A 22,484-nucleotide genomic window follows, 5' to 3' on the forward strand; every position below is an offset into this window, starting at 1 on the left:
CCGGCATGCAGCATATGAGGACAAACGGTCCGGGAGAAGAGGTGGCGGCGCTCGATGTCGGCGCCGTCAGCCATTCCTATGGCCAGAAGCGGGCGCTCAACGACGTCTCCTTCTCGATCGCGCCGGCGACTTTCACCGTTCTGCTCGGCCTCAACGGGGCCGGCAAGACAACGCTGTTCTCACTGATAAGCCACCTCTACGACACGCGTCACGGATCGATCCGCATCTTCGGCCATGACATTCGCCGCGCGTCCGGCGAAGCACTCAGACGGGTCGGCATCGTGTTCCAGGCACGCACGCTCGACCTCGACCTCAGCGTCTACCAGAATCTCTCCTACCACGCCTCGCTGCATGGCATTGGCGGACGCGAAGCTCGCCAGCGCATTGCCGCGCTGCTTGAAACGGTCGACATGCAGGGCCGCCAGCACGACAAGGCACGCAGCCTCTCCGGCGGTCAGATGCGACGCATCGAAATCGCCAGGGCGCTGCTTCACCGACCTTCCCTGCTCCTGCTTGACGAGGCGACCGTCGGCCTCGACATCGAGTCCCGCGCGGGCATCCTCGCCACCATCCGCAAGCTCGTCCAGGCAGAGGGCATCGGCGTGCTCTGGGCCACGCATCTGATCGACGAAGTCGAAGACGCCGACCATGTCGTCATACTGCGGCGAGGTGACCTGGTCGCGAGCGGCAAGGTGTCGGATGTGATCCGTGCGAACGGCGGAAATTCGCTTCGTGAAACCTTTTCGAAGCTCAGCCGCGTCGATGCGGCGGGCATGGTGGAGACGTCACCATGAGCGCTCCAGCGATGCCCGGAAAGCTCGCCGGCATCATGCCGGTGCGGTCTGAGCCATTCGGCCTGCGCCACTATCTCATTTGCCTGAAAGGTGTCGTCCTGCGCGAGTGCCTGCGCTTCCTGCACCAGCGCGAACGCTTCATTTCCTCGCTGGTCCGGCCGCTCGTCTGGCTGTTCATCTTCGCCGCCGGCTTTCGCCAGGTGCTCGGCGTGTCGATCATCCCGCCCTACAAGACCTATGTGCTCTACGAGGTCTATATCACACCGGGCCTTTGCGGCATGATCCTGCTGTTTTCCGGCATGCAGTCTTCGCTGTCGATGGTCTACGACCGCGAGATGGGCAACATGCGCATCCTGCTGGTCAGCCCGTTTCCGCGCTGGTTCCTGCTGGTGTCGAAGATGCTCGCTGGTGTGGCCGTATCGATCGTGCAGGTCTACGCGTTCCTGATCGTTGCCTGGTTGTGGGGCGTCAAGGCGCCGCCACTCGGCTACCTCTACGTGCTGCCGGCACTGTTCCTGTCGGGCATGATGCTTTGCGCGCTCGGCATGCTCTTGTCTTCGCTGATCAAGCAGCTCGAAAACTTCGCCGGCATCATGAACTTCGTCATCTTTCCCGGCTATTTCGCGTCTCCGGCGCTGTATCCCTTGTGGCGCATCCAGGAGGCGAGCCCGCTGCTCTACAAGATCTGCCTCTGCAACCCGTTCACCTATGCCGTCGAACTGATCCGCTTTGCCTTCTACGGGCAGATCGAATGGCTGTCGTTGGGCGTCGTCGCCGGCTGCACGCTGCTGTTTCTGGGCGGCGCCATCATCGCATACGACCCTTCGCGCGGTTTGGTGATCCGCAAACAGGACATGGGAGGAAACGCCTGATGGCTCGAATGAGGCTTGCTCACACTCTGGTTCTAGTCGCCACGCTTGCCTCGATGGGGGGCGCCGGCGCGGCAAACACCGATCCCGACTGGCCCTGCATACAGCGTAAGGTGCCACAGCTCTCGCTTGGCCAGATCTGGAATGGGCCGGAGCTTCCTGCGACCGCGAAAGATTGGGCGAAGGATGCCCGTGTGTCGGCGCTTGTCGAGGCGGTGGCGGCCCGGCGGACGCCGGTTGCCGAAGCCCAGAAAGAGATCAAGGATTTCGCGACTTCCCTGTCGGCCGAGCAGGTCGCACCAAAAATGACGATGCTGGTGCAGGGAATGTTCGACCATATGGACGCCGAGCGTTCGCACGTGATCTCCGGCATCTCCCGCTATGCGCACAAACAGCTCGAAATGGCGGCACAGTTGCGCAAGGAAGCATCCGAAGTCGACGCGCTGCGCGCCAAGGCCGATGCGGATCCGGACGAAGTCGAACGGCGAACCGACCAGCTGAATTTCGCGACGCGAATTTTCACCGAACGGGTCCAGTCGCTGACTTATGTCTGCGATGTGCCCACGATAATCGAGCAGCGGCTTTACCAGTTGTCGAAGACCGTCTCGGAAACGCTCGTCGTGAAGAAATAGACCTTGGCGCCTGCCTCATGACCCCCTGCCAGGCAGCACACGCCAGCGCTGCACGAAATAACCGGGATGCGTCTCGATCCACCGAGCCACCAGCGGCTGCGCCTGCATGAAGGCAGTCCCGGGATTCATCGCCAGACCGTCTACCATTTGTTCGCGTTGTTCGCAGGTCCGCGGTACATCCGTCAGGCAGACCATCATAACGAGTGTGTAAAGCATTACCCCTTTTCCCCATCGAATTCCCGAACCCTACCCGGGAGATTTCCGAACAGTCTGCAGGGGTTGCACATACGGATCGCTTACGGATGTGAAAGGACGTGGCCCCCGCTCTTTCGCACTGCAACATAACATATCGCTTATATAACACCAACGATCGCGGGCGTTCTCCACCGGACTTTCATCCGTTGCGTTCGTAAAATGTCATCCCGCCTTGTCTGGATACAGCTTTCCGAAAAGGGGCAGATACATCGCGCCCTTGCGCATCAGGAAATCGTTGAACGTGGCCATGGCCGGCGAGATTGCGTGATCGGTCCGCATCACCGAGAACCATTGCCGGCGGATCGGCATGCCGACAACGTCGAGGATGACGAGCCGGCCTGCTTCGGTTTCCGCAGCGATGGTGTGGGCAGAGATGAAGGCGATGCCCAGACCAGCCATCACCGCCTGCTTGATCGTTTCGTTCGAGGCCATCTCGACACCGAGGTCGTCGATGCGCCCAGGCACGTCGCTCAGGAATATTTCCAACGAGATGCGGGTTCCGGAGCCGGGCTCGCGAATAAGGAAATGCTCCTCGGCGATGCGCTCCTTGGAGATATCGCGCGCCGCGACCAACGGATGGTCGGGCGGCGCGATGATGACCAGCGGGTGATCGCCGAAGACCGAAGCACGCACCGGAACCTCTTTCGCCGGGCGCCCCATCAGCGCGATATCGATGTCGTGGTTTCGGAGGTTTTCGATCGTCTGGGCACGGTTTCCGATGGCAAGCCGCATGTCGATGTCGGGATGGTCCTTCATGAACGCAGCCATCAGCCGCGGCGCGAAATATTTGGCGGTGGAAACGACGCCGAGCCTCAAGCTGCCGGTGCGTACGCCCTTGATGGCATCCATCTTGTCTTCGAGCAAACCGAGATGCTCCTCGATAACCTGTGCTGTCTCGACGAAAGCCCGACCTGCGGCAGTGGGACGCATGCCGTCCGACGTTCGGTCGAACAGAGCCAGCTGGAATTCTTCCTCCACTTGCCGCAACTGGATTGTCAGCGCTGGAGGAGACAGGCCTAACATCTTGGCTGCGCTGACAATTTTTCCGCACTTGATGATTGCCTGGACGGTCTTGAAATGCTTGATCGTGAGGTTCCTCATGCCGCATACTAAATTATTTTTACTGGCTAAGTAAAGTTATTGAATTTTACTTATCTCTCCACGTTTGTTTCCATTCCTCCAGTCCAGCCGCTCCGAGGAGATGCGGCCGGACCGGGAGGTTACGATGCCAGCGGCAACGCTCGACGCTTTTCTGAACTCCTATCTCGGCCAGCCTGACGAATTCCGCTCGGCAGTTGTGACGACCGTCCGTCAGTTGACACAGGCCGCCATCAAGGTCCGCAACACCATCAATCAAGGGGTGCTCGGCGCCGCCTTTGCGGAAACCCGTGGCGCCAATGCCGATGGCGACGTCCAGAAGGATCTCGACGTCTTCTCCGACGACATCTTCCTCGACGCCATGCGCCGCGCACCAGTCGCGCTTTACGCCTCCGAGGAACTGGAGCAGCCAGTCCTGCTCGACAGGCAAGCGCCACTCGCCATTGCGATCGACCCGCTCGACGGCTCTTCCAACATCGACACCAACGTGTCGATCGGAACGATCTTCTCGCTCCTGACCGCAACTGGCGCGCCGGACGCTGATCCGGCCGCCTCTTTCCTGCAGGCGGGCGTGAACCAGCTAGGCGCCGGTTTCTTCATCTATGGGCCGCAGCTGGCACTCGTCCTGTCGCTCGGCAGCGGCACGCATGTCTTCGTCTTCTCGACAAGGCTCGGCACCTTCGTCCAGGCCTATGAAAGCCGGATCATTCCGCAACGCACTCAGGAGTTCGCCATCAACGCCGCCAACTACCGGCACTGGGACGAGGCCGTGCGGCTCTATGTCGACGACTGCCTGGAGGGCACCGAAGGACCGCGCGAGAAGGATTTCAACATGCGCTGGATCGCCTCTCTGGTTGCAGACTGTTACCGAATATTGATGCGCGGCGGCGTCTTTCTCTACCCCGGCGATCGGCGCAAGGGCTATGGTCAGGGACGGCTGCGCCTCGTCTACGAGGCCAACCCGATCGCCTATCTCATAGAACAGGCTGGTGGTGCCGCCACCGATGCGATCAACCGAATCCTGGAAATCGAACCCGAGAGCCTGCATCAGCGCGTGCCGATGATCTTCGGGTCGGCGCGGGAAGTCGCGCGCATCACCCGCTACCACACAGAGCCGAGCAACATCGGTGAGCGTGCGCCGCTGTTCAGCCGCCGCGGCCTGTTCAGAGCCTGAGCAGCACCATGTCAGCCAAGCACCCCATCATCACCATCACCGGGTCGTCGGGCGCGGGCACGACCTCGGTTAAGCGCATCTTCGATCTGATTTTCCGGCGCGAGAACATCGAGGCCGCTTTCATCGAAGGCGACGCATTCCACCGCTACGACCGCGCGGCGATGAAGGGAAAGGTGGCCGAGGAGGAAAAGGCCGGCAACCCGAACTTCACCCATTTCAATGCCGCGGCCAACGAACTCGGAATTCTCGAAGAGGTGTTCACGGAATATGGCCGCCGCGGAACCGGCAAGACCCGCACCTACATTCATGATGAGGAAGAGGAAAAGCAGCACGGCACGCCACCGGGAACCTTTACCGAATGGCGCGAATTCGCTCCCAGCGACCTGCTCTTCTACGAGGGGCTGCACGGCTGTGTCGTCACCGACACGATCGATTTGGCCAAGCATGCGGATCTCAAGATCGGCGTCGTGCCGGTCATCAATCTCGAATGGATCCAGAAGATCCATCGCGACCGTTCGACACGCGGCTATTCCACCGAGGCGGTGATGGACGTGATCCTGCGCCGGATGCCCGACTATGTCCGCTACATTGTCCCGCAATTCTCGCAGACCGCCATCAACTTCCAGCGCGTGCCGATCGTCGACACGTCCAACCCGTTCATCGCGCGCTGGATCCCGACGCCGGACGAATCGATGCTGGTTATCCGCTTCGCCAATCCGCGCGGCATCGATTTTCCGTATCTGCTGTCGATGATCCACGACTCGTTCATGTCGCGGCCAAATTCCATAGTGGTGCCAGGCAACAAGCTCGATCTTGCCATGCAGCTGATCCTGACGCCGCTCATCCTGCAATTGACTGAACGCAAGAGCCGTGTGTCGTGAGGAGGATGCAATGACCAGCCAAACAGCACTGAAGCCCGTCACCACAACCGCTCCCGTCTCGGAGCGCGACATGGCGAACGCCATTCGCGCGCTGGCGATGGACAGCGTCCAAAAGGCGAATTCGGGTCACCCAGGCATGCCGATGGGCATGGCCGATGTCGCAACGGTGCTGTTCAACCGCTTCATCAACATCGATCCGTCGAGGCCGGACTGGCCCGACCGTGACCGTTTTGTGCTTTCAGCCGGCCACGGCTCGATGCTGCAATACGCGCTGCATCATTTGCTCGGCTATGAGGACATGCAGGTCGAGGAATTGCAGCGATTTCGGCAGTTGGGCAGCCGCACCGCCGGGCATCCGGAATACGGCCATGCGCTTGGCGTGGAGACCACCACCGGACCGCTGGGACAGGGCATTTCCACGGCGGTCGGCATGGCGCTGGCGGAACGTATGCTTGCCGCCCGCTACGGTACCGATCTGGTCGATCATCATACCTATGTGATTGCGGGCGACGGCTGCCTTCAGGAGGGCATCAGTCACGAGGCGATAGACCTCGCTGGTCACCTGAAGCTTTCCCGCCTGATCGTCTTCTGGGACGACAATGCGATTTCCATTGACGGGCCGACCTCCCTCTCCACGTCGATGGACCAGCCGGCGCGCTTCAAGGCCGCCGGCTGGGATGTCCAAAGCGTCGCCGGCCACGACATGGAGGCAGTCGCCGCGGCAATCGAGTCGGCGCGGCGGTCGGATCGGCCATCGCTGATTGCCTGCCGCACAGTGATCGGCATGGGTGCCCCCAATCTCGGCGGTTCGGAGAAGACGCACGGCGCACCGCTGGGTGAAGCAGAGATCGCCGCGACACGCGAAAACATCGGCTGGGCCCACGCGCCGTTCGATGTGCCGGATGATATCCTTTTCGCCTGGCGCGAGATTGCCGGTCGCGGCGAAGCGATGCGGCGCGCCTGGGAGCAGCGGCTTGCCGCCTCGCCGCGGCGCGAGGCTTTCGAGAGCGCCGTCGCCGCCGAACTGCCCGACACCGTCTTCAAAGCGCTCGACGCCTTTCGTCGCGAACATGTCGAGAAGGCAACCAAGGTGGCGACGCGAAAAGCCTCCGAAATGGCGCTCGAGGTCATCAACGGCGCAACGGAATTGACCGTCGGCGGCTCGGCCGATCTGACGCATTCAAATCTGACGATCACCAAGGGCATGAACCGCATTGCGCCGGGTGATTATGCCGGCCGCTACATTCACTACGGCATTCGTGAACACGGCATGGCGGCCGCCATGAACGGCATCGCGCTGCATGGCGGTTTCGTGCCCTATGGCGGTACGTTCCTGTGCTTCGCCGATTATGCGCGCGGCGCGATGCGGCTCTCGGCGCTCATGGGCCAGCGCGTCATCTATGTGATGACACACGATTCCATCGGCCTCGGCGAGGACGGCCCGACGCACCAGCCGGTCGAGCACCTTGCGATGCTGCGTGCCACGCCTAATCTCAACGTCTTCCGCCCGGCGGATGTCATCGAAACGGCGGAGTGCTGGGAACTCGCGCTAAAGAGCAAGGATCGGCCTAGCGTCCTGGTGCTGTCGCGCCAGAACCTGCCGATGCTGCGTCGGTCGCACAGCGACGAGAACCGCTCCTGCCAGGGCGCTTACATCCTGCGCGAGCCGGCAAAGCACCGCGCCGTCACCCTGATCGCCACCGGCTCGGAGGTCGAGATCGCGGTTGCTGCCGCCGAAAGGCTGGAGACCGAGCATGGCGTCGCCGCCGCCGTCGTGTCGATGCCGTGCTGGGAGCTTTTCGAGGAGCAGGAAAGCGCCACCCGCAAGGCCGTCCTCGGCTCGGCGCCGCGCGTCGCGGTCGAAGCGGCAGCCCGGCTGGGCTGGGACCGCTGGATCGGCGAGACCGGCGCTTTCGTCGGCATGACCGGCTTCGGCGCCAGCGCCCCTGCCCCCGACCTCTACCGGCATTTCAACATAACGTCCGAAGCGGTTGCTGCAGCGGCGCTGAAGCTCATCATCTAGGAGGATTCACAATGGCTCGCATCACCCTTCGCCAGCTTCTCGACCATGCCGCCGAGCACGGCTACGGCGTTCCGGCATTCAACATCAACAACATGGAACAGGGCCTCGCCATCATGGAGGCGGCCAAGGCCTGCGACGCGCCAGTCATCATCCAGGCTTCACGTGGCGCCCGGTCCTATGCCAACGACATCATGCTGGCCAAGATGATGGAGGCGCTGACCGAAATCCACCCGGCCATCCCGCTATGCATCCATCAAGACCACGGCAACAGCGAGGCCACCTGCCTTTCCGCGATCCGCCACGGCTTCACCTCGGTGATGATGGACGGATCCTTGATGGCGGACGCCAAGACGCCGGCAAGCTACGACTACAACGTCGCCATAACCGAACGCGTCGCACGCATGGCGCATTGGGTCGGCGCTTCCGTCGAAGGCGAACTGGGCGTGCTCGGCTCGCTGGAAACCGGCCAAAGCGAGGCGGAGGATGGCCACGGCGCCGAGGGCGCGCTCTCTCACGACCAACTCTTGACCGATCCAGATCAGGCGGTCGATTTTGTGACTGCAACCCAGGTCGACGCGCTGGCGATTGCCTGCGGCACCTCGCACGGCGCCTACAAATTCACCCGCAAGCCGGACGGCGACATCCTGGCCATGCAGGTGATCGAGGCGATCCACGAGAAGCTGCCCAACACGCATCTGGTCATGCACGGCTCTTCCTCGGTGCCGCAGGAGCTGCAGGACATCATCAACAGATACGGCGGCGAGATGCCCCAGACCTTTGGCGTTCCGGTCGAGGAGATCGAGCGCGGCATCCGCTACGGCGTGCGCAAGGTCAACATCGACACCGATTGCCGCATGGCCATGGCCGGGCAGTTCCGCCGCGTCGCGACGGAAGACCCGCGCGAGTTCGATCCCCGCAAATTCCTGAAACCCGCCATGGATGCCTTGCGCGACCTTTGCCGGGACCGCTTCGAGCGCTTCGGTACGGCGTCCAACGCCTCGAAGATCAAGGTCATCGCCATGGACGAGATGGCGAAACGTTACGCCGCGGGAAAACTCGACCCCCATATCGCAACCGCGAAAGCCGCCTGAGCAACAAACAGGAGACCTGTCATGAACAAGATCGACATACTGCCAGTGGGGACGCTCAAGGAAGGCAAGGAACGCTACAAGTCAGGGGTCATCCCCTACAAGAAGATGGGCTATTGGGAGCCTGACTACAGGCCCAAGGAAACCGATCTGATCGCCATGTTCCGGATCACGCCGCAACCCGGTGTCGACCACGAGGAGGCGGCGGCCGCCATCGCCGGCGAATCCTCCACCGCGACGTGGACCGTGGTGTGGACCGACCGGCTGACCGCTTGCGAGCTCTACCGCGCCAAGGCGTTCAGATCCGAGCCGGTGCCGAACACCGGTCCCGGAACCAAGACCGAGCAACAGTACTTCGCCTACATCGCCTACGACCTCGACCTGTTCGAGCCGGGCTCGATCGCCAATTTGACCGCATCGATCATCGGCAATGTGTTCGGCTTCAAGGCAGTCAAGGCGCTGCGGCTGGAAGACATGCGTATCCCGGTCGCGTACCTCAAAACCTTCCAGGGGCCGGCGACAGGCATCGTGGTGGAGCGTGAGCGGCTCGACAAGTTCGGCCGGCCGCTGCTCGGCGCTACGACGAAGCCGAAGCTCGGCCTCTCGGGCCGCAATTATGGGCGCGTCGTTTACGAAGCGCTGAAGGGCGGCCTCGACTTCGTCAAGGACGACGAGAACATCAACTCGCAGCCCTTCATGCACTGGCGCGACCGCTTCCTCTACTGCATGGAGGCCGTGAACAAGGCGTCGGCCGCCACCGGCGAGGTCAAAGGCCATTATCTTAACGTCACCGCCGGCACGATGGAGGAGATGTACGAGCGCGCCGAATTCGCCAAGCAGCTTGGTTCCTGCATCGTCATGATCGACCTCGTCATCGGCTACACGGCGATCCAGTCGATGGCCAAGTGGGCGCGCCGCAACGACATGATCCTGCACCTGCACCGTGCCGGCAACTCGACCTATTCGCGCCAGAAGAACCACGGCATGAATTTCCGCGTCATCTGCAAATGGATGCGCATGGCCGGCGTCGACCACATCCATGCCGGCACGGTGGTCGGCAAGCTGGAAGGCGACCCGCTCATGATCAAGGGATTTTATGACACGCTGCGTGAGGAGCGCACGCCGCAGAACCTCGAAACCGGGCTGTTCTTCGATCAAGAATGGGCCTCGCTCAACAAGGTGATGCCCGTCGCCTCGGGCGGCATCCATGCCGGCCAGATGCATCAGTTGATCCACTATCTCGGCGAGGACGTCATCCTGCAGTTCGGCGGCGGCACAATCGGCCATCCGGACGGCATCCAGGCAGGCGCGACGGCCAATCGCGTCGCCCTGGAAGCGATGATCCTGGCCCGCAACGAGGGGCGCGATTATTTGCGCGAAGGGACCAAGATCCTCGAACAGGCGGCCAGATGGTGCACGCCGCTGAAGGCTGCCCTGGAGACCTGGAAGGACGTCACCTTCAACTACGAATCGACCGACACGGCCGACTTCGTGCCAACCGCAACGCCCAGCTTCTAGACGAAAGGAACCATCGTCATGATGACCAATCCGGGAAACAAGGTCACGCAGGGACAGTTCTCGTTCCTGCCAGACCTGACCGATGAGCAGATTTCGGCGCAGATCAAATACGCGCTGAAGAACCATTGGGCGGTCAGCGTCGAGTACACGGACGATCCGCATCCGCGAAACACCTACTGGGAAATGTACGGCAACCCGATGTTCGATTTGAAAGATCCGGCGGGCATACTGCTCGAGGTCAATGCTTGCCGGAAAGCCTGTCCGAACATGTATGTGCGGGTAACCGCCTTCGATTCGACCAAGGGCTGGGAAGCGCCGCGCATGTCGTTCATTGTCAACCGGCCGCCCAGCGAACCCGGGTTCCGGCTGCTGCGCCAGGAGCGCGACGGCCGCAGCCAGGGTTATTCGATCGTGCCTTATGCGACCGACAGGCCCGAGGGCGAGCGGAGCTAGCTGAACCATGCTGAACGCGATGACCAAGGACGCTGCCGCACAGGACGCGACGGTTGATCTGCAGGCCGAGTTCGAGGCCTCCAACATCGACGAGGTGATGGACAAGCTCGACCGTGAACTCGTTGGCCTGAAGCCGGTCAAGACCCGCATCCGCGAGATCGCCGCTCTCCTCCTGGTCGACCGGCTTCGCCGCAAGTTCGGGCTGACCTCGGGCGCCCCGACGCTGCACATGAACTTTACGGGAAATCCCGGCACCGGAAAGACCACCGTGGCGCTGAGGATGGCCGAAATCCTGCATCGTCTGGGCTATGTCCGCGAAGGCCACATGGTCGCCGTGACGCGCGACGATCTTGTTGGCCAGTATGTGGGCCACACCGCGCCCAAGACCCGCGAGGTGATCAAGCGTGCCATGGGCGGCGTGCTTTTCATCGACGAGGCGTACTATCTCTACAAGCCCGAGAACGAACGCGACTACGGCCAGGAATCGATCGAAATCCTGCTGCAGTGCATGGAGAACAACCGTGACGATCTGGTTGTGATCCTTGCCGGCTACAAGAACAAGATGGACCGCTTCTTCGACAGCAATCCCGGTATGCGTTCGCGCATCGCCCACCATCTCGATTTCCCCGACTATGGTGTCAGCGAACTGAAATCAATCGCCGAGATTATGCTCGCGGAGCAGAATTATCGCCTCAGCGAGGCGGCATCCCGTGCGCTCGAAGAGTATCTTCCGATCCGCATGAGGCTGCCGCATTTCTCCAACGCGCGTTCGGTCCGCAATGGGCTCGATCGGGCACGGCTGCGGCAGGCCAACCGGCTTTTCGCATCGCGCAGCAGGGTGTTGACCAAGGCCGATCTTGTCACCATCGAGGAATCCGACATCCGCGGCAGCCGCGTGTTCGCGGAAGGGAAACTCGAAGGCGAACCGGAGACGAAGATGCGCTGACGGGATGAAGCCGGCTGGCGCAGAGACCAACAGCGCAGACAGGATTGGAGACGACGACCATGGTCACCAGGACAATCATCGCACCCTCCGTGCTTTCCGCGGATTTCTCGCGGCTCGGCGACGAGGTCGAAGCTGTCGTGCGGGCGGGTGCCGACTGGATCCATCTCGACGTGATGGACGGGCATTTCGTACCCAACATCACCTTCGGTCCGCCGGTGATCAAGGCGATCCGCGACCGAACGGACAAAGTCTTCGACTGCCATCTGATGATCGCGCCGGCCGACCCCTATCTGGCCGCCTTCGCCGACGCCGGCTGCGACATCATCACGGTGCACGCCGAGGCCGGGCCGCATCTCGATCGTTCCCTGCAGGCGATCAAAAATCTCGGCAAGAAGGCCGGCGTATCGCTGAATCCTTCGACGCCGGAGAGCGCCATCGAATATGTGCTCGACAGGCTCGACCTGGTGCTTCTGATGACGGTCAATCCAGGCTTTGGCGGCCAGGCCTTCATTTCCGCGGTCATCGAGAAGATCAGGCGAATCAAGGCACTGGTTGGCCACCGCCCGATTGACATCGAAATCGATGGCGGCGTCACGGCCGAAACCGCCCCGCTGGTCACTGCAGCCGGCGCCAATGTGCTGGTCGCCGGGTCGGCCGTGTTCAAGGGGGGCACCGAGGCGGCCTATCGCGCCAACATTGGAACCATCCGACAGGCGGCCGACGGTGCGATCCGGAAAGCCGCGTAAACCATTCCATCGGAGGCAAGCATGGCGGCCGTCCCCCCTGTCTGCGATTTCGGCTGGCGCGCCATCGATGCCGTTTTGCCTGACGTCGACGGCAGGTCGCATTCGATCTTCAGCCAGGCCGGCCCGAACGGCCTGGTCGTGGCCTTCATCTGCAATCACTGCCCTTATGTGAAGGCGGTGATTTCACGTATCGTGCGCGATGCCAACGACCTCAAGGCCGAAGGTATCGGCTTTGTCGCGATCAACTCAAACGATGCCGATGCCTACCCGGAGGATTCCTTCGACCAAATGAAGCTATTCGCCACGACGAGCGGCTTCAGCTTCCCTTACCTGCACGACCAGCACCAAACTGTGGCGCGCGATTACGCAGCCGTGTGCACTCCCGATTTCTTCGGGTTCAACAGCGAGTTGGGACTGCAATATCGCGGTCGGCTGGACGCCTCGCGACGAGAAGCCGGAGCGCCCGGGCTGAGACGCGATCTGTTCGAGGCGATGAAGCAGGTTGCCCGAACCGGCGACGGGCCGCTGGACCAGATCGCCTCGATCGGCTGCTCGATCAAGTGGAAGGATGCCGCATGAACGTCGGCGCAGGTAGGCCGCTTCGACCGCCGAAGGCGATCCTGTTCGACCTCGACGGCACGCTGGTCGACTCGGCGCCGGACATAGCGGCCGCAGTCAACGAATTGCTGGCCAGCCGCGATCTGCCGCCGCTGCGCCTGGATCAGGTCACGGCCATGATCGGCGGCGGCGTCAGGAAATTGATCGAGCGAGCCTTCGCGGCGTCGGGAGCGCCACTGCTCGGTAACGCTCTCGATGAGGCCAACCGCGTCATGGCGCCTATCTACCGCCGGCATCTGACCGGCCTGACAAGGCTGATGCCTGGCGTCAGGGAGGCTCTCACCCACTTTCATTTGGGCGGGGTAAGCATGGGGGTGGTAACCAACAAACCGCAGTTGGCGACCCGCGAAATCCTGCTTCATTTCGGATTGACGGAATATTTCGGCGCCATCGTTGGCGGAGACGCGGTGACATTCCTGAAACCGGCGCCCGATGCCCTGCTGCTGGCGTTGGCACAGCTTGGGGTCGACGCCGGTGACGCGCTGCTGGTCGGAGACAGTGGCGCCGACCTGGGCGCCGCACGCGCCGCCGGCATGCCCGTCATTCTGTTGCGCGGCGGCTACAGCCACATTCCGGTGGAAGAGCTTGGCGCCGACCTTGTTTGCGACAGCCTTTTCGATCTGCCTTCGGCAATGCAGAGGCTGCAAGCCGATGCGTGATTGAGGCGTCCGCCGGCCGAACGCAAATTCGAACGGCCGGCTGCGCTCTATTTCGAGAATTGCTTCAGATAGGCAATGACATTGGCGATGTCTTCGTCCTGCTTGAGGCCGACAAACGCCATCTTCGTTCCTTTGACCATGGCCTTGGGATCGTGAAGATAGGTCTTCAGTGAGGGCTCATCCCATTTGACGCCGGATTTGCCAGCCGCGACCATCGCCTGAGAATAGCTGAACCCCGGGTGTGTTCCAGCCGTTCGGCCTATGACGCCGTTCAACGACGGGCCGACCTTGTTCTTGTCCTGGTCGGCGACGTGGCAGACCTTGCATTTGGCGAAGACCTTCTCACCAGCCGCCGCATCCTGTGCCTGGGATTGGCTCGCGATGAAGGGCACAACGGACATGACTGCGAAAAATGCGATTGCGCGCATGGCATTTCCTCATTGATCGTCTGGGTGCCCTGGACGATTTGCGCATGCCGATCCTTTGATCCGTCGGCATGCGCCTTACGCGGTGGTGTGGAATATCCGCTTCTCCCGTGGAGCCGCGCCGCGTGATTCAGAAGCTAATTGGCATGTTGTGAAAGTCAATCGTACAAAGGTTTAGAGGCCTGGGTGCTCAACAGACCCGTCCATTCGTCTTTGTTGACGGTGATCCGGCGAGCGCGTAGCTTGACCTCACTCCGGTTTCTCCATTGGCACCTCGGGAAATCCGGCAAACGGTGATTTTGCCCTCGCTTCTGGTTGGGCTGAGCTCGCCGGGATGAGCGTTTGGGAACGCGCAAGAGGTGCTGAATGGACATGGTCGATCTCATATTGACGGTTTGCCTCAGCGCCAATCCGAGCAATTGCCGAGACGAACATCTCTATTTCGAGAGCCGCGGCACTCTGTTCCAATGCATGATCCTTGCCCCCAGCGAAATCGCGAAATGGTCCCAAGAACACCCGACCCTCAAGGTCATGCGCTGGAAATGCGCATTTCCAAACAAGGAACGAGCCATTTGATTTGGCAGCGCGGAACCCTGGGGAGGAGGTGTCATGATGGTTTCACGGCGCATGACGTTGCGTCTGGCGGTTCTCGGGACAGCCGCTGTTCTTGCTACCAGGCCGGGCGTTGCGGCAGCCAGGATTCGCCTCGGTGTGCTGAAGTTTGGAACCGTGAGTTGGGAACTCGATACGCTAAGGCAGCACAAATTCGATGCCGCGAACGGGATCGGTCTGGAGATCATCGACTTCGCCGGCGAGGATGCAACCAACGTCGCGATGCTGGCTGGCGCGATCGATATGATCGTCTCCGACTGGCTGTGGGTCTCGCGCCAGCGCTCCGAAGGCGGCGACCTCACATTGACCCCCTATTCGACCGCGGTGGGTGCGATCATGGTGAAGGAGGATTCGCCGATCCGGACGGTCGCCGATCTCAAGGACAAGAAGATCGGCGTCGCCGGCGGCCCGCTCGACAAGAGTTGGCTGCTGATACAAGCGCTGACCAGACGCGATCTCGGCGTCGACCTGTCGGCAACCAGCGACATCGTCTTTGGCGCGCCGCCACTGATTTCGGAAAAGGCGATACAGGGCGAACTCGATGCAGTGCTGAATTTCTGGCATTTTTGCGCGCGTCTCGAGGCCAATGGCTTCCGTCGATTGATCGGCGTGAATGACGCGGCAAAGACGCTCGGGGCTCTGGGACCCGTTTCGGCGCTCGGTTACGTCTTCCATGACCAATGGGCCAACGAGAACCCCGATGCCGTCAGGGGTTTCGTGAGGGCGTCCGCGCAAGCCAAGGACTTGCTGGCCAGATCCGATGACGAATGGCTGCGCCTGGCGCCGATCATTCGCGCGGAAGGCAAGGAACTGGAAAAACTGCGCGATCGCTACCGCCAGGGCATTCCCAGCCGGTCGATCGCCGAGGAAGCGGCCGACGCCGGGAGGCTATACCATGTGCTTGCGGCGATCGGCGGCGCGAAGCTTGTCGGCAGCGCGCCGGAAATGGCGCCCGGCACGTTCTGGCAGGACCCCGAGAAATGACCGCATTGGGAACCGACGGCGCGCGTGATGCCCCGCCGACCATGTCCGGCCGACGCAATCTGGCGACGGCACTCATGCCCGCGCTGACCGTAGCGGTCTCCCTGCTCGGGCTTTGCCTGCTATGGAACCTTGCGGCAAGTGTCTGGCCAAGCCGTGCCTTTCCAGGACCTGGGCAGGTCTGGCAGGTGCTTCTCAGGGAGGCTGCGAGCGGCGACCTTTTTTACCATCTCGGCGTGACCCTCGGCCGGGTCGCCGCGGCATATATCGTCGCAATGATCATCGGATCCGTCATCGGCGTTTTGCTCGGCAGCCATCGTCGCGTCGACCGTTTTTTCAACCCGTGGGTGATCCTGTTCCTCAACATCCCGGCGCTGGTGGTCATCGTCCTCGGCTATATCTGGTTCGGCCTCAACGAGGTGGCGGCGATCGGCGCGGTGGCGGTGAACAAGATCCCGAATGTCGTGGTGACGATGCGCGAAGGCGCCAGGGCGCTTGATCCAAGTTACGCCGAAATGGCCACCGTCTATCGCTTCGGCCGCCTTGAACGCATCCGCCATATCCTGCTGCCGCAATTGCAGCCCTATCTTGCCGCCGCATCGCGATCCGGCATCGCCCTCATCTGGAAGATCGTCCTGGTCGTCGAGTTGCTCGGCCGCTCGAACGGTGTCGGCTTCCAGATCCATCTCTATTTCCAGCTCTTCGATGTCGCCGCCATTCTTGCCTACACGCTGGCTTTCGTGGCGGTGATGCTTGTCATTGAACTTCTCCTGGTGCAGCCCGTTGAACGACATGCAACCCGTTGGCGCCGTCGTCCCGCTTAAGGTCGACATCGCCGAAAAGACCTTCAGGTCCGCGCGAGGCGTCTCGATCACGGCGCTTCAGGACCTTTCCTTCGAGGTCCGGCAAGGCGAATTCGCCTGCTTGCTGGGACCGTCGGGCTGCGGCAAAACCACGACGCTGCGTATCCTGCTTGGCTTGGACAAAGACTTTTCCGGCTCCTTCCAGTTGCCGCAAGGAGGTTCGAACCGCATCGCCGCCGTATTCCAGGAACCGACCCTGCTGCCGTGGCGAACGGTGGAGCAGAATGTCAGGCTGGCGTTGCCGAAAAGCTTGAGAGCGAAAAATCTCGACAGGCTGTTCGACACGCTCGGCCTCGCCGGCATGCGCTCGCTCTATCCTGCCGAACTGTCGCTCGGCCTTGCGCGCAGGGCAGCACTTGCCAGGGCTTTCGCCACCGAGCCGGCGGTGCTTTTCCTGGACGAACCCTTTGTCTCGCTCGACGAACAGACCGCCGAGCGGCTTCGGCATCTGCTTTTGACCGTGTGGTCGGCACGGCCAACGACCGCCTTGATGGTGACGCACAATCTACGCGAGGCACTGATGCTGTCGGACCGCATCATCGTGCTCGCGCCGCGGCCAACCCATGTGCTCGGCGTGTTCGACGTACGGCTGCCACGGCAACATCGCAATTCGCAGGTGATGAGCGACCTTCTGCGGTCGTTCCATCATAGATTTCCGGACGTCACCTGATTGCCAGCAGGCGAAATGCATATCGGAGGCCTTCATGTCGGTTGATCTGCTAAGACGCAGGCTTGTGAGTGGCTTCGCCTGCACCGCCGCCAGCGCCGCCTTGCTGCCATGCTGCCTCGGACGAGCCGTTCTGGCCGCAGGTGGCAGTTCTCGGTTCTCGGTCAGACAAATCGCCGACGGCGTCTTCGCCTTCCAGGGCGCGGATGAGTTGATGACCGCCGCCAACGACGGTGCGATCTGCAATCTGGGCGCCGTCATCGGCACCGATGCGGTTGCCGTCATCGACAGCGGTGGCAGCCTCATCGAGGCGCACGCCTTTCTCGCCGCGATCGGAAAGCTGACAGCAAAGCCGGTTCGCTTCCTGGTCAACACCCACATGCATCCCGACCATATCTTCGGCAATGCGGCATTCCGGAAGATCGGCGCGACCATCGTCGGTCACCGTAATCTGCCGCGTGCTCTCGAGGCGCGTGGCGCGTTCTATCTGCACAACTATCGCGAACAGCTTGGCGAGGCGCTGATGGAGGGGATCGAGATCGTGTCGCCGACCATGCTGGTCGACGATCGCCTGCAACTCGACCTCGGCGGGCGCATGATCGAACTGCGGGCATGGAAGGCGGCGCACACCGACAACGACCTGACCGTGTTCGATCCCGCGACCAGAACGCTCTTTGCCGGCGATGTCGTGTTTATGGGCTCCTTGCCGACGCTCGACGGATCACTGCTTGGATGGCTCCGCCAGATGGATGCGCTCACCGCGATCGACGCCGCGCGCGTCGTTCCAGGTCATGGTCCTGTAACGGCCGACTGGCCACAGGCGCTGGCGGGGGAGCGACGCTATTTCGAGGTTCTGGCGCGCGATATCCGCAAGGCGATCGCCGACGGAACGCCGCTGCGCGAAGCAGTCAAAACCGCTGGCGAAAGCGAACGGGATAATTGGCACCTGTTCGACGACTACAACGAGCGCAACGCAACGGCCGCATTTGCCGAACTCGAATGGGAATAGACGACACCGACATGCGCCAGGCAGCTGTAAGGCACGGCGATTTGCCAAGGCGTCGCCAAAGGCTTATCCTCAACGCCAGCCTGGGCACCACCTCTCTTGCATTGGTGGAGGCATCGAAATGCAAAATCACGCTTACTCGAGCCGGCAGCTCGCTTTGCCGCTCGCATTCGTTTTCGTCGCGATCATCTTGGCCATCGGCACGCTGCTCGGCTCCTCGGGAACCGCCAGCGCACAGCAAACAACCGCGTCCTCGGATAGGATCTGGCAGGATTTGAAGGGCGACGTGTTCGGCGATCGGGCAATTCTGGTCGATACCGGCGTCGTCAGGATCGAAGCGCCGAAGCGGGCGCAGGATGCCGCCATCGTGCCCGTCGACATCTATCTCGATCCAGCCAAGGCGCCGGACGGCATCAAATCCGTTACCTTGATCATCGATGCCAACCCTGCACCGGTGGCGGCAACGTTCCAGCTCGGCAAGGATGCCGGCGTGACGCATCTGTCGACGCGCGTGCGCGTCAACGACTATTCCTATCTGCGGGCCATCGCTGAGACGCAGGGCGGCCAACTCCATATGGCGCAGACCTTCGTCAAGGCGTCAGGCGGATGCTCCGCCCCTGCGGTCAAGAACCAGGACGAGGCCAACGCGACGATGGGTCAGATGAAGCTGCGCCAGTTCCCGCCCAAAGAGACGATGACCAAGACCGAGGAACTGCAGTTGATGATCCGGCACCCTAACAATTCGGGGCTGCAGCGGGATCCGCTGACCCAGTATTTCATACCGGCGCATTTTGTCCAGAAACTGTCGATCTCCCAAGCCGGCCAGCCGATCCTCTCCATGGAAGGTGGAATATCGATTTCGGAAGACCCCAATTTCCGATTTGATTTCACCGTGCACGGCAACGGCGAAATCCAGGTTGAAGCGATCGATACGGATGGCAAGACATTTCGCAATCAGTGGCCGCTGGAGACAGCGGGACTCTGAAGTCTCGATATCCTGTGCCGGACTGCCGGGTGCTTGCCAGCTTGACCCCGAAAGTGGAGCTTGTTTCGGGAAGGTACTGTCCAGACAAAGGATGGAACTCCATCCGGCTTGCGGATTTGAGCAGGTTCTAAAAGCAGCGCACGTCGGCTTCCGACTGCGCGCGCTTCAATTCGGTACGGGCTGCCTTCGCCGGTGCGCTCTCGCGAAACAGCCCCGCGTTTTCCCCTGTGGTCAAAGACATGCTCTTGAAAGTCTCGGCTCTCTCATAGTGGTCGTAGGGAAGGATCGAGGCGATGACGTCGATCGAGCAGGAACAGCTTTCCAGCGCCTGACGTGTCTGGCCGTTCGTCTGCATGCAGCCGAGCACGTAATCGGCAATCGTTGCTGTCGGGTAATCTCCCGCGGCGCCCGCCGGGTTTGCGAAGGCCAGCGGCGCGGCAAGAAGCAGCGGCAAAGTCGAAAATCCAACATATCTGATCACGGGAAAACCTCCGGTTGGCCTGGGCGTGATGCGCCCAGTCGGGATCACCGTGGCAGTTGGCAACGTGCCGCAGAGTCAGTCAAGCGCCCATGGCTTCCGTATACGACCAAAGGAGGAATGCAGTGCTGGTCGACGGTGGTTCCGCATGGGGGCCCCATGCCCCGGTCCACGCTCCAACTCCAACGATCATCTCATGCTTGGCTCACTATCGTTTCCCAACGGGGCACGTACATGGCCATGCCGAGACATCGAAGTGAATACCTCCAAATAAAATCCACACTTAGGTGAAATGTAAAACTCAAAAAATAATCAAATTTTATCCGGCCCACCGTTATTTCTCAATCAGAAATACTTCATCTAACAAATACTACCCTACTTATTTCCTTATATTGCGCCGCATCATTTACGATATTGCGGTGCAAAAAAACACCCAGGCTTTTTTGCTTGCCTAGCGTTTTGCGATGACATAGCCTCACTCTGTTTCCGGCTTCAAGGGCGTCACCGTCATTAGGGAGCGGCGACAGTCTTTCGTAGGCCAAGGTGAGGTGGGCAGTAACGGTGCCCTCTGCACATCTGGCTTAGGTCGTGACACGCTGCCGGAAATATTTCCCCCCCGTGAATCGCTTGGGCAAGCCCTTGTGGGCTCAGCAAATGATTCATCACTATGAACCTCGGGAGGAATTCGGATGCGTGTATTTACGAAAGCTACCTATATTCTAACCACTGCGGCGTTTCTGTCGCTCGGCGCGGCCTTTACGGCGTCGGCTAACGAGGACCTTGCAAAGCTGGCTTCGGATTCGAAGAACTGGGCAATGCAGACGGGTGACTACGCCAACACCCGCTATTCCAAACTCAACCAGATTACTGCGGACAATGTGAAGAACCTGCAGGTCAAGTGGACCTTTTCCACCGGCGTGCTACGAGGCCACGAGGGTGGACCGCTTATCATCGGCGATGTGATGTATGTTCACACGCCTTTCCCGAACAATGTCTTTGCGCTCGATCTCAAGAATGACGGGAAGATCCTCTGGAAATACGAACCCAAGCAGGATCCCAACGTCATTCCGATCATGTGTTGCGATACGGTCAATCGCGGCGTTGCCTATGGTGACGGCAAGATCATTCTCAATCAGGCCGACACCACCGTCGTCGCCCTCGACGCGAAGACCGGCAAGGTCGTCTGGTCGGTCAAGAACGGCGACCAGACCGATGGCGGCAAGGGCGAATCCGGCACGGCTGCTCCCGTCGTCGTCAAGGACAAGGTGCTCATCGGCGTATCCGGCGCCGAATTCGGCGTTCGCGGCTGGCTGGCCGCCTACAATCTGAAAGATGGCAAACTCGCCTGGAAAGCCTATTCGGAAGGTCCGGACGCAGACACCCTGCTCGATCCTGAGAAGACCACGCATCTCGGCAAGCCGGTGGGCAAGGATTCCGGCACGAACACCTGGGAAGGCGAGCAGTGGAAGACAGGCGGCGGCACGACATGGGGATGGTATTCCTATGATCCCAAGCTGAACCTGGTCTACTATGGCACCGGCAATCCCTCGACGTGGAACCCGGTACAACGCCCCGGCGACAATCGCTGGTCGATGACGATCATGGCCCGCGATGCGGATACCGGTGTTGCCAAATGGCTCTACCAGATGACCCCGCATGACGAATGGGACTATGACGGCATCAACGAGATGATCCTCGTCGATGGCATGGAGGTCAACGGCGCCAAGCACGACGTGCTGGTGCATTTCGATCGCAATGGTTTCGCCTACACCATGGATCGCGCCACCGGCGACCTTCTCGTCGCCAAGAAATACGATCCGGCCGTGAACTGGGCGACGGAAGTCGTCATGGACCCCAAGAGCGAACAATATGGTCGCCCGCAGGTCGTGGCGAAATATTCGACCCAGCAGAACGGCGAAGACACCAACTCGACGGGCATCTGCCCGGCAGCGCTTGGAACGAAGGACCAGCAGCCGGCGGCCTATTCGCCGAAGACCGGGCTGTTCTATGTCCCGACCAACCATGTCTGCATGGACTATGAGCCTTACAAGGTGAGCTACACCGCCGGTCAGCCTTATGTTGGCGCCACCGTGTCGATGTATCCCGCACCTGGCGGCGACGGCAACATGGGCAACTTCATTGCCTGGGATGCGGCCAAGGGTGAGATCGTCTGGTCGAAGCCCGAGCAGTTCTCGGTGTGGTCGGGTGCGTTGGCGACAGATGGCGACGTCGTCTTCTACGGTACACTCGAAGGCTACATCAAGGCGGTCGATAAGGACGGCAAGGAACTCTACAAGTTCAAGACCCCGTCCGGCATCATCGGCAACATCACGACCTACGAGCAGGGCGGCAAGCAGTACATCGCCGTTCTGTCCGGCGTCGGTGGCTGGGCAGGTATCGGCCTGGCAGGCGGCCTGCTTTCGCCTGATAACGCCGCTGCCTGGCATGGCGCCGTCGATCAGGGCCGTGCCCAAGGCGACGAGGCGGCGGTCGTTGGCACCGCTGGTCTTGGTGCCGTCGGCGGCTACGCGGCACTTGCCGACTACACAACGCTGGGCGGTCAGCTCACCGTCTTCGGTCTCCCGGATTGATGCGCCGGGAACCTTGAGCACGCCTCGGGTCTTGTGAGACCAAAGGCTTGAAGAACGAGAGCCCGGATCATCCGGAAGCCATGTCCGGGCTCTCGATTCGGTTACGCACCCAAAAACACCGA

General features: G+C 61.2%; 24 protein-coding genes. 20 read left to right on the forward strand and 4 right to left on the reverse strand.

Annotated elements, in window-relative coordinates; all coding sequences use genetic code 11:
* The first annotated feature begins 5 nt into the window (after positions 1 to 5).
* From NKI69_RS05050 to NKI69_RS05060, 3 genes are read left to right on the forward strand one after another with little or no spacing between them, the layout of a single operon-like run.
* On the forward strand, positions 6 to 794 hold the full coding sequence (locus NKI69_RS05050) for a lanthanide ABC transporter ATP-binding protein PedB/LutE (protein WP_352552653.1): 789 nt from the start codon (positions 6 to 8) through the stop codon (positions 792 to 794).
* 35 nt (positions 795 to 829) lie between these two features.
* Positions 830 to 1,666 carry a lanthanide ABC transporter permease protein PedC gene (locus NKI69_RS05055; RefSeq protein ID WP_050580490.1) on the forward strand — a complete coding sequence of 279 codons (837 nt, stop codon included), beginning with the start codon at positions 830 to 832 and terminating at the stop codon, positions 1,664 to 1,666.
* Positions 1,666 to 2,295 (forward strand): hypothetical protein, encoded by a 630-nt coding sequence (locus NKI69_RS05060; RefSeq protein ID WP_352720312.1) that lies wholly within the window; start codon positions 1,666 to 1,668, stop codon positions 2,293 to 2,295. Before NKI69_RS05055 ends, NKI69_RS05060 begins: the two co-directional genes overlap by 1 nt.
* Positions 2,296 to 2,310: 15 nt before the next feature.
* Here the strand turns inward: NKI69_RS05060 and NKI69_RS05065 are convergent, their stop codons facing one another.
* Together NKI69_RS05065 and NKI69_RS05070 are read right to left on the reverse strand one after the other, a co-directional pair.
* Positions 2,311 to 2,511, reverse strand: coding sequence for a hypothetical protein (locus NKI69_RS05065; RefSeq protein WP_023810407.1), 201 nt, complete (start codon positions 2,509 to 2,511; stop codon positions 2,311 to 2,313).
* A gap of 201 nt (positions 2,512 to 2,712) precedes the next feature.
* Entirely contained in the window at positions 2,713 to 3,651 is a 939-nt protein-coding gene (locus NKI69_RS05070) for a LysR family transcriptional regulator (protein ID WP_023810406.1), read from the reverse strand.
* Between the two features lie 124 nt (positions 3,652 to 3,775).
* On the opposite strand from NKI69_RS05070, the gene NKI69_RS05075 reads away from it, so the two are divergent.
* The 10 genes from NKI69_RS05075 to gph are packed head-to-tail and all read left to right on the forward strand — an operon-like array spanning position 3,776 to position 13,754.
* On the forward strand, positions 3,776 to 4,822 hold the full coding sequence (locus NKI69_RS05075) for a class 1 fructose-bisphosphatase (protein ID WP_023810405.1): 1,047 nt from the start codon (positions 3,776 to 3,778) through the stop codon (positions 4,820 to 4,822).
* A gap of 8 nt (positions 4,823 to 4,830) precedes the next feature.
* A complete protein-coding gene (locus NKI69_RS05080; RefSeq protein WP_023810404.1) occupies positions 4,831 to 5,703 on the forward strand; it encodes a phosphoribulokinase in 873 nt (290 codons plus the stop codon).
* 10 nt (positions 5,704 to 5,713) lie between these two features.
* Positions 5,714 to 7,726 (forward strand): transketolase, encoded by a 2,013-nt coding sequence (tkt, locus tag NKI69_RS05085; protein ID WP_023810403.1) that lies wholly within the window; start codon positions 5,714 to 5,716, stop codon positions 7,724 to 7,726.
* Positions 7,727 to 7,737: 11 nt separating this feature from the next.
* Positions 7,738 to 8,817 carry a class II fructose-bisphosphate aldolase gene (gene fba, locus NKI69_RS05090; protein WP_023810402.1) on the forward strand — a complete coding sequence of 360 codons (1,080 nt, stop codon included), beginning with the start codon at positions 7,738 to 7,740 and terminating at the stop codon, positions 8,815 to 8,817.
* A 21-nt stretch (positions 8,818 to 8,838) separates the two neighbouring features.
* A complete protein-coding gene (locus tag NKI69_RS05095) occupies positions 8,839 to 10,332 on the forward strand; it encodes a ribulose-bisphosphate carboxylase large subunit (RefSeq protein WP_023810401.1) in 1,494 nt (497 codons plus the stop codon).
* An 18-nt stretch (positions 10,333 to 10,350) separates the two neighbouring features.
* Entirely contained in the window at positions 10,351 to 10,785 is a 435-nt protein-coding gene (locus NKI69_RS05100; protein ID WP_013532057.1) for a ribulose bisphosphate carboxylase small subunit, read from the forward strand.
* 7 nt (positions 10,786 to 10,792) lie between these two features.
* Positions 10,793 to 11,731, forward strand: a complete 939-nt coding sequence (cbbX, locus tag NKI69_RS05105) for a CbbX protein (protein ID WP_023810399.1) — start codon at positions 10,793 to 10,795, stop codon at positions 11,729 to 11,731.
* A 59-nt stretch (positions 11,732 to 11,790) separates the two neighbouring features.
* A complete protein-coding gene (rpe, locus tag NKI69_RS05110; RefSeq protein ID WP_023810398.1) occupies positions 11,791 to 12,477 on the forward strand; it encodes a ribulose-phosphate 3-epimerase in 687 nt (228 codons plus the stop codon).
* A 21-nt stretch (positions 12,478 to 12,498) separates the two neighbouring features.
* Complete coding sequence (locus NKI69_RS05115; RefSeq protein WP_023810397.1) at positions 12,499 to 13,056, forward strand: thioredoxin family protein; 558 nt, start codon at positions 12,499 to 12,501, stop codon at positions 13,054 to 13,056.
* The gene (gene gph / locus NKI69_RS05120; protein WP_352720316.1) at positions 13,053 to 13,754 is read left to right on the forward strand and encodes a phosphoglycolate phosphatase; all 702 of its coding nucleotides are present in this window, start codon (positions 13,053 to 13,055) and stop codon (positions 13,752 to 13,754) included. Before NKI69_RS05115 ends, gph begins: the two co-directional genes overlap by 4 nt.
* Positions 13,755 to 13,801: 47 nt before the next feature.
* On the opposite strand, the gene NKI69_RS05125 is transcribed toward gph, so the two are convergent.
* Entirely contained in the window at positions 13,802 to 14,182 is a 381-nt protein-coding gene (locus NKI69_RS05125; protein ID WP_023810395.1) for a c-type cytochrome, read from the reverse strand.
* A 363-nt stretch (positions 14,183 to 14,545) separates the two neighbouring features.
* Here NKI69_RS05125 and NKI69_RS05130 point away from each other — a divergent pair, with 363 nt between their 5' ends.
* The 6 genes from NKI69_RS05130 to NKI69_RS05155 all read left to right on the forward strand — a co-directional run bounded on the left by NKI69_RS05130 (position 14,546) and on the right by NKI69_RS05155 (position 19,293).
* On the forward strand, positions 14,546 to 14,755 hold the full coding sequence (locus NKI69_RS05130; protein ID WP_023810394.1) for a hypothetical protein: 210 nt from the start codon (positions 14,546 to 14,548) through the stop codon (positions 14,753 to 14,755).
* 33 nt (positions 14,756 to 14,788) lie between these two features.
* On the forward strand, positions 14,789 to 15,775 hold the full coding sequence (locus NKI69_RS05135; RefSeq protein ID WP_023810393.1) for an ABC transporter substrate-binding protein: 987 nt from the start codon (positions 14,789 to 14,791) through the stop codon (positions 15,773 to 15,775).
* Positions 15,772 to 16,596 carry an ABC transporter permease gene (locus tag NKI69_RS05140; RefSeq protein WP_031212962.1) on the forward strand — a complete coding sequence of 275 codons (825 nt, stop codon included), beginning with the start codon at positions 15,772 to 15,774 and terminating at the stop codon, positions 16,594 to 16,596. The genes NKI69_RS05135 and NKI69_RS05140 overlap by 4 nt, the downstream gene beginning before the upstream one ends.
* On the forward strand, positions 16,565 to 17,305 hold the full coding sequence (locus NKI69_RS05145; RefSeq protein ID WP_023810391.1) for an ABC transporter ATP-binding protein: 741 nt from the start codon (positions 16,565 to 16,567) through the stop codon (positions 17,303 to 17,305). The genes NKI69_RS05140 and NKI69_RS05145 overlap by 32 nt, the downstream gene beginning before the upstream one ends.
* Before the next feature lie 34 nt (positions 17,306 to 17,339).
* The gene (locus NKI69_RS05150) at positions 17,340 to 18,311 is read left to right on the forward strand and encodes a quinoprotein relay system zinc metallohydrolase 2 (protein ID WP_023810390.1); all 972 of its coding nucleotides are present in this window, start codon (positions 17,340 to 17,342) and stop codon (positions 18,309 to 18,311) included.
* Positions 18,312 to 18,429: 118 nt separating this feature from the next.
* A complete protein-coding gene (locus NKI69_RS05155) occupies positions 18,430 to 19,293 on the forward strand; it encodes a quinoprotein dehydrogenase-associated SoxYZ-like carrier (RefSeq protein ID WP_023810389.1) in 864 nt (287 codons plus the stop codon).
* A 127-nt stretch (positions 19,294 to 19,420) separates the two neighbouring features.
* On the opposite strand, the gene NKI69_RS05160 is transcribed toward NKI69_RS05155, so the two are convergent.
* A complete protein-coding gene (locus tag NKI69_RS05160; RefSeq protein ID WP_023810388.1) occupies positions 19,421 to 19,774 on the reverse strand; it encodes a hypothetical protein in 354 nt (117 codons plus the stop codon).
* Positions 19,775 to 20,460: 686 nt separating this feature from the next.
* On the opposite strand from NKI69_RS05160, the gene NKI69_RS05165 reads away from it, so the two are divergent.
* Positions 20,461 to 22,362: a methanol/ethanol family PQQ-dependent dehydrogenase gene (locus tag NKI69_RS05165; RefSeq protein ID WP_023810387.1), complete on the forward strand. Its 1,902-nt coding sequence runs from the start codon at positions 20,461 to 20,463 to the stop codon at positions 22,360 to 22,362.
* Positions 22,363 to 22,484: the final 122 nt, after the last annotated feature.

Origin of the sequence: Mesorhizobium sp. M0491, from assembly GCF_040321265.1 — a bacterium.
Classification (GTDB): domain Bacteria; phylum Pseudomonadota; class Alphaproteobacteria; order Rhizobiales; family Rhizobiaceae; genus Mesorhizobium.